Origin of the sequence: Arsukibacterium sp. (genome assembly GCF_033721375.1) — a bacterium.
Lineage (GTDB): Bacteria > Pseudomonadota > Gammaproteobacteria > Enterobacterales > Alteromonadaceae > Alishewanella.
Genome location: NZ_JAWWAP010000001.1, coordinates 311,535 through 329,135, shown reverse-complemented (window position 1 = coordinate 329,135; position 17,601 = coordinate 311,535). Strand labels below are relative to the sequence as shown.

General features: G+C 51.0%; 18 protein-coding genes. 9 read left to right on the top strand and 9 right to left on the bottom strand.

Translation table 11 applies throughout. The features are described from left to right. Positions 1-463 precede the first annotated feature (463 nt). From R3187_RS01465 to R3187_RS01455, 3 genes are all read left to right on the top strand, one after another. Positions 464-751, top strand: a complete 288-nt coding sequence (locus R3187_RS01465; protein WP_318964922.1) for a ferritin-like domain-containing protein — start codon at positions 464-466, stop codon at positions 749-751. 253 nt (positions 752-1,004) lie between these two features. Continuing rightward, complete coding sequence (locus R3187_RS01460) at positions 1,005-1,193, top strand: hypothetical protein (protein WP_318964921.1); 189 nt, start codon at positions 1,005-1,007, stop codon at positions 1,191-1,193. 101 nt (positions 1,194-1,294) lie between these two features. Next, positions 1,295-2,017: a DUF445 domain-containing protein gene (locus R3187_RS01455; RefSeq protein ID WP_318964920.1), complete on the top strand. Its 723-nt coding sequence runs from the start codon at positions 1,295-1,297 to the stop codon at positions 2,015-2,017. Positions 2,018-2,118: 101 nt separating this feature from the next. Here R3187_RS01455 and R3187_RS01450 read toward each other — a convergent pair whose 3' ends face one another. After that, on the bottom strand, positions 2,119-3,348 hold the full coding sequence (locus R3187_RS01450) for a dipeptidase (protein WP_318964919.1): 1,230 nt from the start codon (positions 3,346-3,348) through the stop codon (positions 2,119-2,121). 79 nt (positions 3,349-3,427) lie between these two features. On the opposite strand from R3187_RS01450, the gene R3187_RS01445 reads away from it, so the two are divergent. Both R3187_RS01445 and R3187_RS01440 read left to right on the top strand, forming a co-directional pair. Continuing rightward, the gene (locus tag R3187_RS01445; RefSeq protein ID WP_318964918.1) at positions 3,428-3,817 is read left to right on the top strand and encodes a cytochrome b562; all 390 of its coding nucleotides are present in this window, start codon (positions 3,428-3,430) and stop codon (positions 3,815-3,817) included. Between the two features lie 87 nt (positions 3,818-3,904). Next, entirely contained in the window at positions 3,905-6,094 is a 2,190-nt protein-coding gene (locus R3187_RS01440) for a M3 family metallopeptidase (RefSeq protein WP_318964917.1), read from the top strand. 97 nt (positions 6,095-6,191) lie between these two features. On the opposite strand, the gene R3187_RS01435 is transcribed toward R3187_RS01440, so the two are convergent. Continuing rightward, a complete protein-coding gene (locus R3187_RS01435; protein WP_318964916.1) occupies positions 6,192-6,902 on the bottom strand; it encodes a YebC/PmpR family DNA-binding transcriptional regulator in 711 nt (236 codons plus the stop codon). Between the two features lie 214 nt (positions 6,903-7,116). Between R3187_RS01435 and R3187_RS01430 the strand changes: the two genes are divergently transcribed. Both R3187_RS01430 and R3187_RS01425 read left to right on the top strand, forming a co-directional pair. Continuing rightward, positions 7,117-7,758 (top strand): HAD family hydrolase, encoded by a 642-nt coding sequence (locus R3187_RS01430; RefSeq protein ID WP_318964915.1) that lies wholly within the window; start codon positions 7,117-7,119, stop codon positions 7,756-7,758. Positions 7,759-7,882: 124 nt separating this feature from the next. Beyond that, positions 7,883-8,890: a GGDEF domain-containing protein gene (locus R3187_RS01425; protein WP_318964914.1), complete on the top strand. Its 1,008-nt coding sequence runs from the start codon at positions 7,883-7,885 to the stop codon at positions 8,888-8,890. A gap of 31 nt (positions 8,891-8,921) precedes the next feature. Here the strand turns inward: R3187_RS01425 and hemH are convergent, their stop codons facing one another. Then, the gene (gene hemH / locus R3187_RS01420; RefSeq protein WP_318964913.1) at positions 8,922-10,004 is read right to left on the bottom strand and encodes a ferrochelatase; all 1,083 of its coding nucleotides are present in this window, start codon (positions 10,002-10,004) and stop codon (positions 8,922-8,924) included. A 202-nt stretch (positions 10,005-10,206) separates the two neighbouring features. Here hemH and R3187_RS01415 point away from each other — a divergent pair, with 202 nt between their 5' ends. Both R3187_RS01415 and R3187_RS01410 read left to right on the top strand, forming a co-directional pair. Then, positions 10,207-10,692 carry a hypothetical protein gene (locus R3187_RS01415; protein ID WP_318964912.1) on the top strand — a complete coding sequence of 162 codons (486 nt, stop codon included), beginning with the start codon at positions 10,207-10,209 and terminating at the stop codon, positions 10,690-10,692. A 38-nt stretch (positions 10,693-10,730) separates the two neighbouring features. Then, a complete protein-coding gene (locus R3187_RS01410) occupies positions 10,731-11,843 on the top strand; it encodes a PQQ-dependent sugar dehydrogenase (protein WP_318964911.1) in 1,113 nt (370 codons plus the stop codon). Here R3187_RS01410 and R3187_RS01405 read toward each other — a convergent pair whose 3' ends face one another. The 6 genes from R3187_RS01405 to R3187_RS01380 all read right to left on the bottom strand — a co-directional run bounded on the left by R3187_RS01405 (position 11,844) and on the right by R3187_RS01380 (position 17,594). Further along, entirely contained in the window at positions 11,844-12,323 is a 480-nt protein-coding gene (locus R3187_RS01405) for a peptidylprolyl isomerase (RefSeq protein WP_318964910.1), read from the bottom strand. A gap of 133 nt (positions 12,324-12,456) precedes the next feature. After that, positions 12,457-13,257 (bottom strand): tryptophan synthase subunit alpha, encoded by an 801-nt coding sequence (gene trpA, locus R3187_RS01400; protein WP_318964909.1) that lies wholly within the window; start codon positions 13,255-13,257, stop codon positions 12,457-12,459. Next, positions 13,258-14,484, bottom strand: coding sequence for a tryptophan synthase subunit beta (gene trpB / locus R3187_RS01395; RefSeq protein ID WP_318964908.1), 1,227 nt, complete (start codon positions 14,482-14,484; stop codon positions 13,258-13,260). Continuing rightward, on the bottom strand, positions 14,481-15,956 hold the full coding sequence (gene trpCF, locus R3187_RS01390) for a bifunctional indole-3-glycerol-phosphate synthase TrpC/phosphoribosylanthranilate isomerase TrpF (RefSeq protein ID WP_318964907.1): 1,476 nt from the start codon (positions 15,954-15,956) through the stop codon (positions 14,481-14,483). The genes trpB and trpCF overlap by 4 nt, the downstream gene beginning before the upstream one ends. After that, positions 15,949-17,007 (bottom strand): anthranilate phosphoribosyltransferase, encoded by a 1,059-nt coding sequence (gene trpD, locus R3187_RS01385; RefSeq protein ID WP_318964906.1) that lies wholly within the window; start codon positions 17,005-17,007, stop codon positions 15,949-15,951. The genes trpCF and trpD overlap by 8 nt, the downstream gene beginning before the upstream one ends. Further along, positions 17,004-17,594, bottom strand: coding sequence for an aminodeoxychorismate/anthranilate synthase component II (locus R3187_RS01380; protein WP_318964905.1), 591 nt, complete (start codon positions 17,592-17,594; stop codon positions 17,004-17,006). Before R3187_RS01380 ends, trpD begins: the two co-directional genes overlap by 4 nt. Between the last annotated feature and the right edge of the window lie 7 nt (positions 17,595-17,601).

Sequence of the window (17,601 nt, the reverse complement as noted above, 5' to 3'; positions counted from 1 at the left end):
CTAAGTTCGACCAATTCTCCGGGAGAGAATTGGAACGCACTTTAGTGCGGCCCGAAGGGCCAGAACCAGGGATGGTTCTGGTAATCCCTCTCTCGGCCTACTGCATGGGCCTTTTGTTTTAACGCGGTCGAGAAGAGGATTTGGTTCGAACCCTCAGGTTCGACCAATTCGCCAGGAGCGAGTTGGAACGCACTTTAGTGCGGCCCGAAGGGCCAGAACCAGGGATGGTTCTGGTAATCCCTCTCTCTCGGCCTACTGCGTGGGCCTTTTGTTTTAACGCGGTCGAGAAGAGGACTTGGTTCAAACCCTGAGTTTTAGCCAATTATCAGCAACCCTATCAAAATAAATACCCCACCCATCCGCCAAAACACCGAAAAATAGCTCTTTAACTGCAAGCTGGCAGGCGAGTGCCGTTGCTGTCATCTACACTAAGATTTTTAATGTACTACCAGTGGGGATATTTATGGCAAACGAAGGTTATCATGAACCTATAGCAGAGCTTACTGCTGAAACACGCGATATGCACCGGGCTATTACCTCATTAATGGAAGAGCTGGAGGCCGTTGATTGGTATAACCAGCGGGTTGATGCCTGTAACGATGAGCAGCTGAAAAAAATACTTATTCATAACCGCGATGAAGAAAAAGAGCATGCCGCCATGGTGCTGGAATGGATTAGAAGAAGAGATCCGCAGTTTGATAAACAGCTAAAAGATTATTTATTTACCGACAAGTCTATCGCACACGAATAGTTGTTTTGCAGCCGTTTGCGCTTATCCGCGCGGCTGCTGATTGATGCTGCAGGCGCTATAACATTGCCAAGCTCCGCTCTGGTGACAAATTAACTTTATTTATCCAAAGTTTTTTTCACAATTCAGCTTAAGCTCAGGTTGCTCAACCTATGCTTAGCCTGTATTTGCGGTGTTGAAGGTTAGAGCCATGGTTAAAACCTTAGCTGATGTCAATAGCCACTGGCCGCGGTTTTGAGTAATGCAGGAGTCTGCTATGAGTGTTTCCAAGCAAAGTGAAGTGCCACAACAACAGTTTTTTTATCAGCAAAACCAGACAGTTGATTTAACCCAACAAGAACGCAAAGCGTTAAGCCTGGTATGGAATGATAATAGTAGTAATGCAACAGCATCCTCTCAGCGAGAGCTGGATACGGCCCACTGCGCGGTGCTCGGTTATAACTGAGTATCAGTAAGATACTTTTTAAACCGTTGTACCCTTGCCTGGTGCTGGCTGGCTGATTAGAATCGGCGTCTTGAAGTTTAACCGCTAGTCAGAGATCAGGCATGAATAAAAATTTAATTACCAACGGCGTGGCCGCAATAATCGTTGCTGCCGGTTGGTTCTGGCCACAGCCAGTGCTGCTGAGTGTAGGTTTGTTTGCGCTATCAGGTGCGCTGACTAACTGGCTTGCAGTACATATGTTGTTTGAAAAAGTACCGCTGTTGTATGGCTCTGGTGTTATTCCGGCGCGGTTTGCTGAGTTTAAGGCAGGCATTTATCAGCTGGTAATGAGCCAGTTTTTCAGCACTGATAACATTGAACGTTTTTTAACTGCCAGACAGCGTAACCAGACCGCCGAGGCAGGGCAGCCGGCGTTCGATTTTGAGCCGGTCATTGCAAAAGCAGATTTATCGCCAGCATTCGATTCGTTGCTAAAAGTAGTAGAGCAGTCATCATTTGGTGGCATGCTTGGTATGTTTGGTGGCAGTGCTGCGCTGCTGCCTTTGAAAGAGCCCTTTATTGACCGGTTAAAAGCCGCCCTGACCGATATCTCCCGCAGTGACGAGTTTAACCAGCTGGTACTGGCCCAGCTTGATCAGCCTGAGCAGTTACAGCATATCCGAGATCAGGTAGAGACGATAGTGCAGCAACGACTGGCTGAGCTAACCCCGGAACTGGTAAAACAGATTATTCAGCAGATGATCCGCCAGCATTTAGGTTGGCTGGTAGTTTGGGGGGGCGTATTTGGTGGTGTTATCGGCCTGCTGGCGGCGTTTATTCAGTAATGCCGTGTGGCTGTTGTGACTTGTGCCCGTGACTTGTGCCCAAAGTGAAGCGGGCAGCCGTTGGCTGTTAACCAGCCAGAACGGCGCCCGTCCCAGATACTTTAGTGTTTTGCAGCGTAAGCTTCTACCTGGCGCCAGACCCGCAGCAGGTTGCCAGACAGAATTTTCTCAATATCGGCTTCGCTGTAACCGCGCTCAAGCAAGCCGGCAATCAGGTTAGGGTAGCTGGCCACATCTTTCAGACCAACCGGTAATGAGTCGCCCACCCCGTCATAGTCAGAGCCAATACCAACGTAGTCAATACCCACCAGCTTTACCACGTGATCAATATGATCAAGCACCGTATCGAGCGTGGCAAACGGATAAGGCTGTTGCTGCCGGAATATTTCAGCAAAGGCGGCATCGTTTGGTACCCCGGCTTTTTCTGCCGCTGCTTTACGCAGGGCACTGTACTGATTAGCCATAGCGGTAACGAAAGAAGAGCCGAAATTGATCTGAATAACGCCGCCATTTCTGGCCAGTGCCTTAATCATTTCATCGTCCATATTGCGCTCAAAGCCTGGCACAAAACTGCGCAGCGAGGAATGAGAGGCAATCACCGGCGCCTTGCTCAATGCGACTGTCTGATAAAAAGCGTCGTCTGAAACATGCGAGATATCAATCATCATGCCGATATTATTCATTGCTACCACCAGCTCCTTACCAAAGGGGCTTAAGCCCTGCCAGCGCCGGCGTAAATCGTAACTGGAGTCAGAAATATGATTGCTTTCAGAATGCGCCAGGGTGATGTAACGAATACCGCGCTGATAAAAATGGTTTAAGTTAGCTAAATCACCGCCGATAGGGGTGCCGTTTTCCATGCCAAGGGCCAGCGAAATTTTACCGCTGCTAAACTGCGCCAGCGCCTGTTCGGTGCTGTCAGCCATGGCAAATTTGTCCGGTGCCCGGCCGACCAAGGCTTCCATACTATCGATAAGCTGATTGGCCAGCTGATAACCCCCGCCGGTTCGCTCATAAGAGGCCGGAATATAAATAGACATAAAAGGCACATTCAAGCCGCCTTTGCGCGCTCGCGGATAATCAAACTCGCCACGCTCAGTCGCTTTAGTAACATCTTCCCAGTCTTTATGTAAGCGGTAGGGCACATCAATATGGGTATCGATAATCATGCTGTTCTGGGCAATTTGCTCAGCCCGCTGTTCGGTGCTCAGTGCACTGGCTGGCTGCTCTGGCGCGCTTTGGCCGTTAAGTTGTCCTGGCGTACTGCAGGCAGTGAGTCCGGCGCTTAGCAGCGCCGTGCATAGTAATGAGAAAGAGGGGCGGGTTGTCATCTGTGAATTCCTTGTGGTTAATACGGCCGGGCATAATATGCTATGCTGCGCCCTGAAAATCCAGCCCGGAGTTGATGTTATGTTACGCCTTATTGCCCTGAGCCTGTTCTTACTATTGCCATTAGCTGTTGTGGCAGACACTAAGGTTGATTTAGAAACGACGATGAAGAACATGGGGTTGGCATTAAAGCAGGCCCGGGAAGCCGCAAGCCCGCAGGCAGCTAAACCCTATATTGACCAGCTTATAACGCTGACAGAGCAGGCAACAACAGCCCGGTTTGCTGAAGATAAAGCACAAACTTTCCTTGAAGGGCTGCGAAAAGTGCAGCTGACGTTACAAAGCGCCCAGGTTGCTGCTTCTGCCGGTGATAACGATAAGCTGCAGCAGGCACTGGCGGAAATAGAGCAGCTGCGCAAGCATTATCATAAGCAGCGTAAAGTGAGTTTCTGGCAGTTGTTATTTGGTTAGCCTGGCTTGCACGATATTTTAACGGCTTGTTTATAAAAAGCTTATATGGCACTTTGTACGCCATAACATAACGGATTGGAGAGATGCATGAAATCGATACCACGCCTGTTGGGAACCGCTCTGGTAACTGCAACCTTATTCGGCTGTAATGATGCGCCGGCACCCGACACCCAAAAAACTGCGACAGCTGCTGCGGTTGCACAAGCAGTAACTGCTAACCAGACTAACCCTTTGCTGCAGCCATGGACCGGACCCTACCAGGGCGTACCGGCATTTGACCAGATGCAGTTGGCTGATTTGAAGCCGGCATTAGAGCAGGGAATGGCAGAGCATTTAGCTGATATTGATAAAATTACCGCTAATCCGGATGCAGCGACGTTTGACAATACTATTGTCGCGCTGGAAGGGATAGGTAAAGCGCTGGATCGGGTATTTACCTATTATGGCATCTGGAGCTCGAACAAATCCTCTGAAGAGTTCCGGGCTATTCAGCGGGAAATGGCACCGAAATTATCGGAGTTTTCCTCCAGGATCACTCAGAACGAAGCATTATTTAAACGGATCGCTGCCGTGTACAACTCTGAGCAAATGGCCGCATTAACCCCGGAGCAGCAGCGTCTGACCAAACTGGTCTATCTGGGCTTTGCCAATAATGGTGCCACCTTAAATGCCGAACAGAAAAAACGTTATGCAGCCATTAACCTGCGTTTATCTGAGCTTTATACCCAGTTTTCGAACAATATTCTGGCAGACGAAGAAAATTACGCCTTATATCTGAGCAAAGAGCAACTGGGCGGGTTGCCCGATTCATTAATCAATGCTGCTGCAGCAGCAGCGGCCAGCCGGGGTAAGGAAGGCATGTATGCTATTACTAACACCCGCTCGTCGATGGACCCGTTTCTGACTTACTCTACCGAGCGTGAACTGCGCCAAAAAGTATGGAGCACCTATTACAGCCGGGGTGATAACGCTGATGCTCAGGATAACAATGCGCTGATCGCTGAAATTCTGGCGCTGCGTGATGAGCGGGTTGGCTTGTTGGGCTTTGATAATTATTCAACGTGGCGCTTGCAGGACAGGATGGCAAAATCGCCTGAGCGCGCAATGGATTTAATGATGTCAGTCTGGCCAGCTGCCATTGCCCGGGTGAAAGAAGAGGTCACTGATATGCAGGCTCTGGCTGATCTGCAGGGGGACAACATTACCATCGAGCCTTGGGATTATCGTTTTTACGCCGAAAAAGTGCGTCAGGCTAAATATGATTTAGACTCGGATGAAGTAAAGCAGTATCTGCAGCTGGATAAATTGCGCGAAGCGATGTTTTATGTAGCAGGCCGTTTGTTTAATTTTAATTTCTCAGCCGTGCCGGCAGATACGGTGCCGGTATTTCATGACGACGTTAAAGTCTGGGAAGTGACTGATAAAACCAGCGGTGAACATATTGGATTGTGGTATCTGGACCCGTTTGCCCGCTCCGGCAAACGCTCGGGTGCCTGGGCTACCAGTTACCGGGGTTACAGTAATTATGACGGCGTGAAAAACGTGCTGTCGTCTAATAACTCTAACTTTATGCAAAGTGCCCCCGGTGAGCCGGTACTGATTTCGTGGGATGATGCTGAAACCTATTTTCATGAATTTGGCCATGCGCTGCATGCGTTATCTTCCAAAGTAACCTATCCGACGTTAAATGGCGGCGTGCGCGACTATACCGAATTTCAGTCGCAGTTACTGGAACGCTGGTTATTAACCGATGAGGTGATCAGTCAGTTTTTAGTTCACCATAAAACCGGTGAATCAATGCCCGCTGAACTGGTGGCTAAAATCAAAAAAGCAGCCACCTTTAACGAGGGTTTTAAAACAACCGAATATCTGGCATCAGCCATTATCGATTTGAAGCTGCATATGCTGGATGACCCTGCAGGCATTGACCCTGACGCATTTGAGCGCGACACATTAACCGCGATGGGAATGCCGGGTGAGTTAGTAATGCGCCACCGCACCCCACAGTTTGGTCATGTGTTCTCAGGCGAGGGCTATGCTGCCGCTTATTATGGTTACATGTGGGCGGAAGTACTGACATCTGATGCGGCCGAAGCCTTTGCAGAGGCGCCGGGCGGCTTTTATGATAAAGACATGGCAGCGCGGCTGGTACAGTATTTATTCAGTGTCCGCAATGCAGTGGACCCGGAAGAGGCTTACCGGGCATTTCGTGGCCGGGATGCAAAAATTGAAGCGCTGATGCGCGATCGGGGCTTCCCGTTACCGCCAGCGAAATAATACGTCAGTAATGCAAAAGGGCACTGAGGTGCCCTTTTTTTCAGCTTTATATCCAGCTTATTCTTGGTTAGCTTCGCTTAGCTTTGCTTAAGCCGGCTTAACCGGCCAGACCAACATAGACGTTCTGCACATCATCATCAGCGTCAATAGCATCCAGAAAGGCTTCAACCTCTGCCCGTTGCTCATCGTCTAAACTAACCGGGTTATTGGCCCGGTACACCAGTTTCGCGGTCAGTACATTGTAGCCAAATTCCGGCAGTGCCTTGGCTACCATATCTAAGTCAGTGGCTTCGGTTAAAAACACCACTTCATTGTCATCGCCATCATCACTCGTTTCAAAATCCTGAGCACCGGCTTCAATGGCTGCCAGTTCAATGTCAGCATCCGCTCTGCTGGCTTCTGCTTCAATCTGGCCCAAATGTTTAAAGTCCCATGATACCGCACCGGAGGTGGCCAGCTGGCCTTTGCGGAATAACTGGCGGATACTCTGGGCGCTACGGTTTTTATTATCGGTTAAACACTCAACAATAACCGGTACCTGATGTGGCGCAAAACCTTCGTACACCACTGTTTCATAGTTAGCCGGGCCATCGAGCAGGCCCGCGCCTTTTTTAATGGCCCGCTCCAGGGTATCTTTAGGCATTGACGCTTTTTTAGCGGTATCAATGGCCGAACGCAATTTGGCGTTCATATCCGGATCGGCACCGTTTCGGGCGGCAACAGCAATTTCTTTTGCCAGCTTGGTAAAAATACGGCCCTTGGCGTTTGCCGCGTCTTGTTTATGTTTGGCTTTCCATTGTGCGCCCATTGTCGCGCTCCTGTATTCTTAAGTATCAAAGCAAAGGTATCAAAACCGACAGGGCGCTAGTCTAGCCAATTGCAGGCTTTTATAGCAAGCTTAAGCAGCCATCTGCCGGGATTTTAATTAAGCGCAGAATTAGTGCAGCAGCTAAAACCAAAGCACGGCAGCTTACGTTTAACCCAACACAGTAAAATATCAGTCTGAAGCGGATAAGTTAATAATGACAGTAACCTCACCAGTTCCGGCAAGGCCAGCAATAAAAGCAGTGGTATTTGATTTAGATGGCACCCTGGTCGACTCACGGCTGGATTTTGCCGCTATTTGCAGCGATATCGGCTGGCCAGTTGGTACGCCGCTGTTAGAGCAGCTGGCAACCGTCAGTTGTCTGACCGAGAAAACGCGGGTCGAGCAGATTATTCATCAGCATGAACTGGCAGGGGCAGAGGCCGCCAGCTGGATCCCGGGGGCCCTGGAAAGCCTGCAGCAGCTCACTGAGCAGGGCTGGCCACTGGCCATTTTAACCCGCAATATGCGCCGGGCCACCGAGCATGTTGTCAATCGTTTGCAAATTCCGATCAGCCTGGTACTGACCCGGGAAGATTGCGCTGCCAAGCCTGATCCGGCCGGCTTGCAGCTGATAGCAAAACAGTTGCAGTTAGCGTGCGCAGAGATATTGTATGTCGGGGACTATTTATTTGATATCCAGGTTGCCGCTAATGCCGGTAGCCTGTCGTGTTTGTATGTAAATGGGGTTAATCAGCAATTTATTGCCCAGGCCGATTTTCATATCAACCACTTTAATCAGTTGCCAGCACTGGTCGCTCAGTTAAGCGGCCGGTACAGTCGTGCAGACACGGTTTAAAAACGTTTGGACGGGGCTGGCAGCAGCTGCGGCAATGACTGTTATTTAAGCCATTTAGTTGCATTCTGGCCCCTAAAACCCCTATATTAGCGACATAATTATAAAAAAATCAGGGTAGACAAATTTGCTGGCACGGTTAAAAAGCAATTTTTATCTGGCGATGTTAAGTCTGGTAGGGCTGATAATCACAGTTTTTGTGACCCCTTACGGTATTTACCGGTTGTTGAGCGGCAATATTGTCGTAGGTATCACAGACCTGGTAATGGTGCTGGTGAGTATCTTGTGTGTCATTTTTGCCTGGCGAAATGATAACACTAAAGGCCCTGGACTGGTGATGGCGTCGGTATTTTGCGTTGGCGTTATTCTGGTCTGCATTAACTTAGGCTTTGATGGCCTGTTCTGGGTTTATCCTTTTATTGTCTTTAGCTTCTTCCTGGTCTCGCCGTTGAAGGCGTTGTTGCTGTTGTTAGGCTCAATTACGGTATTAATTGTTTATTCTTTGCTTAACCCCGGGCAGATTTTTATATCTTTATTTCAGTTGGGATCTTTTACTGTTACCAGTTTTATCACAAGCCTGTTTGCCTGTTTGTTTGCTTATCGTACTCAGACTCAGCGCGAAGCCTTGAAAGTATTGGCGACCACCGATAGCCTGACCGGCGCGGCAAACCGCAGAACCTTAGACGAAGCACTGGTTGCTGCGATTAATCAGCATCGGAAAAATGCCACCGAGTTTGGTTTAATGCTGCTTGATCTCGACTATTTTAAAAATATTAATGACAATTACGGCCATAAAACCGGTGACAATGTACTTACAGAATTGGTGCCGATCCTGAAAAAAATGGTAAGACAGCGTGATACCGTATTCCGGTTTGGCGGCGAAGAATTTGTGGTACTACTGGCTGATATCAAACAGGCGGATCTGCATAAACTGGCTGATAAAATCCGGCTTGGAGTTAACGACCACCTGAGTTTACCTGATGGTAAGAAATTAACGACCTCTATCGGCATAGCGGTATTACAGCAAAACGAGAGCTGGGAGAGCTGGCTGCACCGGGCCGATTTAGCGCTGTATCAGGCGAAAAGTCAGGGCAGAAACCAGGTGGTTGCTGCCACGAATGATAATGACAATTAATCTGCGCTAATTACAACTAACGGCAGCAGGACTAATATCCTTTCGCTGCCGCCAGCTTGCTGGCCCGTTCGGCCCGTTCTGGCTCTTCGGTTACCTGCCAGCCCTGTAAGTTTTGTTTAATCAGCTGATACAGCGCGCTGATATGGGCCGGCCGATCGTTAAGTGCACTGATATACTGATAGTCTGCGCCACCGGCTTCGATAAAGTATTCCCGGTTCTCTTCGCCGATCTCTTCAATGGTTTCCAGACAGTCTGCAGCAAAACCCGGGCAAAATAGCTGTACTGACTTAACGCCCTGGCCCGGCAGCGCTTTTAACGTATGATCAGTATAAGGCTTTAGCCACTCTTCACGACCAAACCGTGACTGAAAGGTGGTCATATAGTCATCTTTGTTCAACTCCAGGGCTTCGGCAATCAGCCGCGATGTTTTGTAGCATTCACAATGATAGGGATCGCCGTTCAGTAAATAACGCTTTGGAATACCATGATAAGAAAACAACAGTTTATCAGCACGGCCATGCTCAGCCCAGTGCTGCTTAATGCGCTCGGCACAGGCTGTAATATAACCGCTGTCATCATGATAATGGGAAATAAAACGGAGATCAGGCAGCCAGCGCCGTTTGCTGAAATTAGCGGCCAGCTCATCAAAAGTAGAAGCCGAGGTCGACGCCGAATACTGCGGATACAGCGGCAGTACCAGAATTTTCCGCACGCCTTTGGCAAACATTGCGTCCAGCACCGAAGCAAAAGAAGGGTTGCCGTAGCGCATGGCAAAATCAACGACCACGTCAGTTCTGCCGTCTTTGGTAAATTCATTAGCAATGGCCTCAGCCTGCGCTCTGGTATGAAATAACAGCGGCGAGCCCTGCTCAGTAAACACCGTGGCATAGGCTTTGGCTGAGCGGCGGGGCCTTATCTGCAAAATAACCCCGTTTAAAATAAACCACCACAACAGCCGCGGTACTTCGACTACTCTGGGATCGGATAAAAACTGTTTCAAATAACGCTTTAATGCCTTGGGGGTAGGGGCATCGGGGGTGCCAAGATTGGTCAGCAACACCCCTATTTTATCGGTGCTGCCATGCTGGTAGTTCGGGTTATTAATAAAGGCCATTATTGTCACTTCAATAAGCTGGAATAAACTGCCTGAGCATACGCCGCCGGCTGCTGATTGGTTTGGTGCTAATGCGACAATGGTAACAGTTTCACCGTACTAACTGCAGCTAAAAATGCTGTGATGATACCGGCTTACTGGAAAAACAGCGACTATGCCAGTAAGCTTGCTGTTAATCCGGTGCAGGCTTAATGGCAAAAATATGCAGACGACTTCCGATGGTAAAAGCATTAGCGATGGTAAAGGCATTAGCAAACTTAAAAAGCTGCTGGCGTTTGCTATTGCTGTGGTATTAGCTGCAGCGCTTGGCAGCATCGTGCAAAGCCAGTTTAATTTGCTGGCCATTGCCGCCCTGGTTGAGCAGGTGCCGCTGCGCGGCTGGTTGTATACTATCTGGTTTGATTTACGCTCCTTTACCCCGACCCTGCTGGTGATTATGGCCCCGGTATTACTGCTGGCGCTGTTCGCCGGCCAGATGCTGCGCCATACTGCCGGGTTAAGCCGGCTCTGGTTAGCGGTGGGGTGCAGTCTGGCCGGGTTTTTACTGGCGTTATGGGCAATTAACAATCTGGCGCCGATGCCAACCCTAATTGCGGCCACGCGCAGTGTCCAGGGCAGTCTGGCACTGGCATTATGTGCGGCAGCCGGTGCCGCTATTTATGTCAGATTAACCCGTATTTCTGATTAAACTGTATTTCAGATGAAAAAGTACTATTAAGGCCTGAGATGAAAAACATAATCAATATAGCATCACTGTTACTGCTGCTGGGCTCGCTTAAGGTACTGGCTGTACCGTATCAGCTGACAACGTTAGCGGAAGATCTGAACTACCCCTGGTCGCTGGCTTTTTTGCCTGATAACAGCATGCTGCTGACCGAGCGCACCGGTAAGCTGAAACACTTATCAGCAGCCGGTGAGCTGCTGGCTGCAGTGGCCCCGGGGTTACCTCAGTTATATGTGGCGGCGCAGGGCGGGCTGCTGGAGGTGTTGCTACCTGATACTTTCGAGCAGAACCAGCAGTTACTGCTCAGTTATGTTTGTGGTGATGCCGATGCTAATACGCTTTGTCTGGCAACGGCGCGCTGGCAGCAGCAACAGCTAACCGACATTAAGCTTATATTTAAAGCCGAACCCTATCGCCAGGGCGCCGCTCATTATGGTGGCCGGATGCTGCAACTGCCTGATGGCAGCATTTTGCTGACGCTGGGGGACGGTTTTGATTATCGTGAGCAGGCTCAAAACCCGGCTAACCATCTGGGTAAAATTGTCAGGCTTAATCCTGATGGCAGTATTCCGGCCGATAACCCTTTTGCGCTGCAAGGGGGCTATGCCCCGCAAATTTACAGCCTGGGCCATCGTAATGTGCAGGGTATTGTGCTGGACCGGGTAACGCAACAGCTCTACAGCCATGAGCATGGTCCGCGCGGCGGCGATGAGCTGAATATTATTGTGCCAGGTCAGAATTATGGCTGGCCGGTCGCGACCCGGGGCATTGATTATACCGGAGCCCGGGTATCGCCTTTCCGACAATACCCGGGGATGGTGGAGCCCATCTGGCACTGGAGCCCGTCAATAGCGCCTGCCGGTATGACCCTGTATCAGGGCGGGCTGTTTTTGGACTGGCAGGGAGATTTGTTTATTACCGCGCTGGCAGGCAAAGCCTTGCACCAGCTGGTAATGGAAAACGGCAAAGTAGTGACAGAGCAGCTGCTGTTAACCGAGCTTAACAGCAGATTACGTGATGTGCGGACCGGGCCGGATGGCGCCTTATATGTGCTGACTGACAGTGCCAGTGGCAAGCTGTTACGCCTGACGCCAGCACAACCGTCCGGCGATTAATCAGTGCTGATGACCGCCTTCGCCATGGGCATGACCATGAGCGATTTCTTCGCTGGTGGCCGGGCGCACCTTTAATATTTCCACGTTAAAGGTCAGGGTTTTGCCCGCCAGCGGATGGTTAATATCAATATCCGCTTTAAACATGCCCACTTTTACCACGGTAACCTGGCGCTGACCTTCTTCGGTCTGGACCCAGGCTTTCATGCCGGGCTTCCATTTTTTGGCACCGTGCAAATATTTTACCTGAATGCTCTGAATGGCATTCTGTTTGATCTCGCCATAGGCATCTTCCGGCGCCAGCGTCAGCTCCAGCGTATCGCCGGCCGCTTTGCCTTCCAGTGCTGCTTCCAGTTTAGGCAGCATTTGTTGCTGGCCATGCATATAAAGTAACGGCGAACTGCCTTTTGAGCTTTCCAGCTCGCCGCTGCTATCGCTTAAGGTATAGTGAAACTGAACAACTGCGTTATTGCTGATATTCATATAATAATTCTTGTTAGTGGCAGGATGAAGCGCGCCAGTATAAACAATAGCGGCGTAAAACCGAAGTCATCTGTTACAAATTATCTCCCCGGGGTAGCCGGGGAGATAGGATAAATGAAAGCGGCTACAGCCGTTAACTTGCCGCTTTCATTTGCTGAATAAAGCTTTTCAGCTCGCTGAGCAGTTTGGCAGGCTGTTCAAGGTTTTGCTCCAGAATTTTGACAATAGCCGAGCCGCAAATAGCGCCAGCGGCGCCGTTGGCGATAGCATCTTTAACATGGGCCGGGGTGGAAATACCAAAACCAAGCAATGGTGGCGCCGGGTTATAGGCGCGGATACGGCCAATCAGCTCGGCGGTCGGCATTGCGGCCTGGGTTTCGGTACCGGTTACGCCAGCCCGGCTTAGCAGATAGGTATAACCGCGGCCGTAGGAGGCAATCGCCCGCAAGTCATCATCATCCACATTCGGTGGCACAATAAAAATCGGCGCAATATCGTGCGCCATCGCCGCCTGGCGGAACATTTTGCTCTCATGCAGCGGGACATCAGCAATCAGTACCGAGTCGACCCCGGCAGCAGCAGCCTGGCTATAGAAGGTATCTAAGCCGCGGGCCATTACCAGGTTAGAGTACAGCAGCAAGCCAATCGGAATATCGGCATTGTACTGACGGATTTTGCGGATAATATCAAAGCACATTGCCGGGGTTACGCCAGCGGCCATCGCCCGCAGGTTGGCGTTCTGAATTGTCGGGCCATCGGCGATGGGATCAGAGAACGGAATGCCCAGCTCCAGCGCATCGGCACCGCCATCTATCAGGGTTTTAATAATCTCAAATGACAGCTCCGGCCCCGGATCACCGACAGTCACAAAAGGAACAAAGGCGCCGCGCTGCTCTGCTTTAAGCCGGTTGAACATCAGTTGATAACGCTGCATTTAGTGGGCTCCCTCTGTTGTGGTACCGGCTTGGTCTTCCGTTTTCTGCTCTGCCAGAATGCTGTGCACATGGCTTAAATCTTTATCGCCACGGCCGGATAGATTAACTAATAACACCATGGCTTCAGTGGCGTCTTTTGCCATTTTCAGGGCATGAGCCAATGCGTGCGAACTTTCCAGCGCCGGGATAATGCCTTCTGCTTTGGCCAGATGCTGAAACGCCGCTAAGGCTTCATCGTCATTAATGGCGACATATTCAGCACGACCGGTTTGCTGTAAATGGGTATGTTGTGGCCCCACTGCCGGGTAATCGAGGCCGGCTGAAACTGAATAAGACTCTTCAATCTGGCCGTCGCTGGTTTGCATAATGGCGGTGTAGGCACCGTGTAAAATGCCATAGCTGCCGGTGCTTAATGCAGCGCCGTGCTGGTGGGTATTAATACCCTTACCACCCGGCTCAACACCGATTAGCCGCACACCCTCTTCTTTAATAAAGTCGGCAAAGATGCCGATGGCATTAGAGCCGCCGCCAACACAGGCAATCACCGCATCAGGCAGCTTGCCTTCGGCTTTTAAAATCTGCTGCTTGGCTTCTTCGCCAATCATTTTCTGAAATTCCCGGACAATGGTCGGGAACGGATGTGGCCCGGCCGCGGTGCCCAGCATATAGTGGCTGGTCGCATAGCTGGCTGACCAGTCGCGCATCGCTTCGTTTACCGCATCTTTTAGCGTGCCCGAGCCGGCAGTAACCGGGATAACGGTAGCGCCCATCAGTTTCATCCGAAATACATTGGGTTGCTGGCGGTCAATATCTTTAGCGCCCATGTAAATGCGGCATTTTAAACCCAGCAGAGCACAAGCAAGCGCCGTTGCCACGCCGTGCTGACCGGCACCGGTTTCAGCAATCACTTCGGTTTTACCCATCCGTTTGGTTAACAGCGCCTGGCCGAGTACCTGATTGGTTTTATGGGCGCCGCCATGCAGTAAATCTTCCCGCTTCATGTAAATTTTCACCAGCGGGTTTGGGGATAAATTACGGCATAATGTCAGCGGCGTCGGCCGGCCGGCGTATTCGGTCAGCAGTTGCTGAAACTCAGCATCAAAGGCCGGATCCTGCAGCGCATCAACAAAGGCTTGCTCCAGTTGCTTTAGCGCAGGCACTAACAGTTGCGGCACAAACATGCCGCCGTACTGGCCAAAATAAGGGTTTAGTTTAAGCTCGCTCATAATACTGCTCTCTGTATTGTCTGCTTAGTTTGCTTTTTTTGCGCAGAAACTAGCGCGTCCCGGTACTGAAACGTGCTGATCCCGGCAAAAGCCGCCTGAATTTTTGTGCTGTCTTTAATGCCCGGTGCGCTTTCCAGGCCTGAGTTCATGTCCAGTCCGGCCACTGGCAGGGCCAGGGCCTGTTGCACGTTGGCTGGGTTAAGCCCGCCTGCCAGCATAATTGGCAACTGGCGGGGGTTGGCCAGCGGTTGTTGCAGCAATTGCCAGTTAAATACCTGGCCACTGCCACCATGGCCGGCAGGATGGTAGGTATCCAGCAGCAGCCGATCTGCCAGTTCAGTAAATACCGGCATTGAATCTGCCACCCGATAAGCCCGCCAGATCTGACAGCCTGCTGGCAAGGCGGCGCGTAAGGCCATAATATCGTCATCGCTTTCGCTGCCGTGTAGCTGCACGGCGGCTAATTTTAATGATTCAGCTGCTTGTACAATTTCACTGAGCGGTGCATCAACAAAAACGCCAACAAAGTTAAGCGGCGCCGCAGTTACCAACTTTGCTGCCTGTTCAATACTGATACAGCGCTTAGATGCCGGCGCGAAAATCAGGCCACCATAAAGGGCTCCGGCCTGATAAGCAGCTTGTACATCTTCATGGCGGGTTAAGCCACAGACTTTATGTTCGCCGACAATCAGCATCCGGGCCGCCTTGGCTAAGTCACTCTGCGCCATCAGCGAGCTACCTACCAGAAACGCATCGGCGACTGGCTGTAACTGTCGCACCTGCTGATTGGTGTAAATACCCGACTCTGATACCACCGTAACCCCGTCCGGGATCAGTTCCGATAGCACAAAACTGGTATTTAAATCGGTGCTCAGATCGCGCAGATTACGGTTATTAATACCAATCAGCCTGGCGCCAAGTGCTACCGCACGGCGGGTTTCCGCTTCATTGCTGATTTCAGTCAGTACTGTCATATTAAGCTCGCTCGCCAGCGCAGCCAGAGGCTGGTACGCTTCATCGCTTAATACCGATAGCATCAGCAGCACCGCATCGGCGCCATGCAGACGGCCCAGGTAGATCTGATAGGGGTCAATAATAAAATCTTTGTGCAGCAGCGGCTTATCGGTGAGCTGACGCATTATTGCCAGATTCTGATAGCTGCCCTGAAAAAAATGCTCATCAGTTAGTACCGAAATGCAATCAGCGTATTGATTATATACCTGACTTATTTCGGTTAAATCAAAATGTTGTCTGATCAGCCCTTTTGATGGAGAGGCTTTTTTGCACTCCAGAATAAAACGGCTACCCGGTTGTTGCAGTGCCGCCAGAAAGTCACGCTTGCTTGGTATTATATCAGCCACAAACTGCTGCAGTGGCTTTTCCAGCTTAAGGCCCGCTACTTCGGCTGTTTTATGCTGAATAATTTTTGCCAGCACGCCGGTCAGCTGATCGCTGCGAAACTCGTTAGCCATGACTCATTTCCTTAAATTGTTGCAAGGTTTGCATCGCCTGACCACTGGCCAGGCATTCCAGCACCGCCCGGGTATTGATAACAAGATTATCGCCACGCCCGGCAATTTTCAGCATGGCAGCAACATTCATCGCCACCGCCTCGTTATGGGCGCGCTGACCGGTGCCGGCCAGGATCGCCAGAGTCGCCGCCGCATTGTCTGCCGGGCTGCCGCCAGCCAGGCTGCTGAGTGGCTGCTCGCTCAAACCAAAATCATTGGGGCTTAAGGTAAACTCGGTTATCTGGCCATCTTTCAGCTGACAAACATAAGTATTGCCATGCAGGGCGACTTCATCACAGCCACTGCCGTGCACCACCCAGGCTGCTTTGGTGCCCAACTGTTGCAAGGCTTCAGCCATTACCCGGCACAGCCCCGGATCATACACGCCCAGTAACTGAAAATCAGGTGCTGCCGGGTTAACCAGCGGTCCCAGCAGGTTAAACAGCGTGCGGCTTTTCAGCGCCTGACGCACCGGCATCGCATGTTTAATGCCGGCATGATACAGCGGTGCGAACAAAAAGCTGCAGTTGCTGGCTTTAAGCGTGGCCAGTGCCTGCGCAGCGCTTAACTGAATATTGACCCCCAGTTGCTCCAGCAGATCGGCCGAGCCAGAGCGGGAAGAGACACTGCGGTTGCCATGTTTAATAACCGGCAGGCCCATGCTGGCGCCGACAATGGCCGCGGTGGTGGAAATATTAATGGTATCGCTGCCATCACCGCCGGTACCACAGCAATCTATGCTGTCAGCAACGGTTTCGGCAAAGGGGGTGGCAGCCTGGCGCAGTGCTTTGGCCGCACCGGCAATTTCTGCCGCGGTTTCGCCGCGCATTTTCAGCGCCACCAGTAAGGCTGTTAACAGCACCGGTGGTACCTGGCCGTTAACCACAGCGGCGAAAAAACTTTCGCTCTGGCGCTGGCTAAGTGGCTCGCCGCTCAGTACCTGTTGGACCAGGCTCTGGATAGGCTCCGGCACCTGTTGTACCGGCTGTGGCGTTGTGATGACGTTGCTCATGCGTCACTCCTTAATAAATAACGGACACTTTGTTGCAGCAAAGGCTTGCCCAGGGTAGTCAGAATAGACTCGGGATGAAACTGAAAGCCCAGCATGCGCTGTTGTTCATGAATAATCGCCATCGGAATATGCCGGTCATTACCAATACAGGTCAGCGCATTGGGTAGCTCTGTTGCCATCAGCGAATGGTAACGGGCTACCGAAAACGGATTAGGCAAGCCATTAAATACCGGGTGCGGCGCAACACTGATACTGGCTGTTTTACCATGTACTGTTTCGCCGGCGCGGCCGACAATGCCACCATAATGCTCGGTAATGGCCTGATGCCCCAGACAAATGCCCAGCACCGGATACTTGCCTGCGACCAATTGCAATAAAGCGGGCATACAACCGGCTTCTGCCGGCGCGCCCGGGCCAGGCGATAATACTAACAGTACCGGGCCGGTTTCCTGTTGCATCTTGTCGAATATATAACGGGCAGGCACGGTATTACGGTACAGTTTAACCGCATAGCCTGACTGGGCGAATTCATCTACCAGGTTGTAGGTGAAAGAGTCGATATTATCTAATAAATACAGGGTGGTCATGATGCTC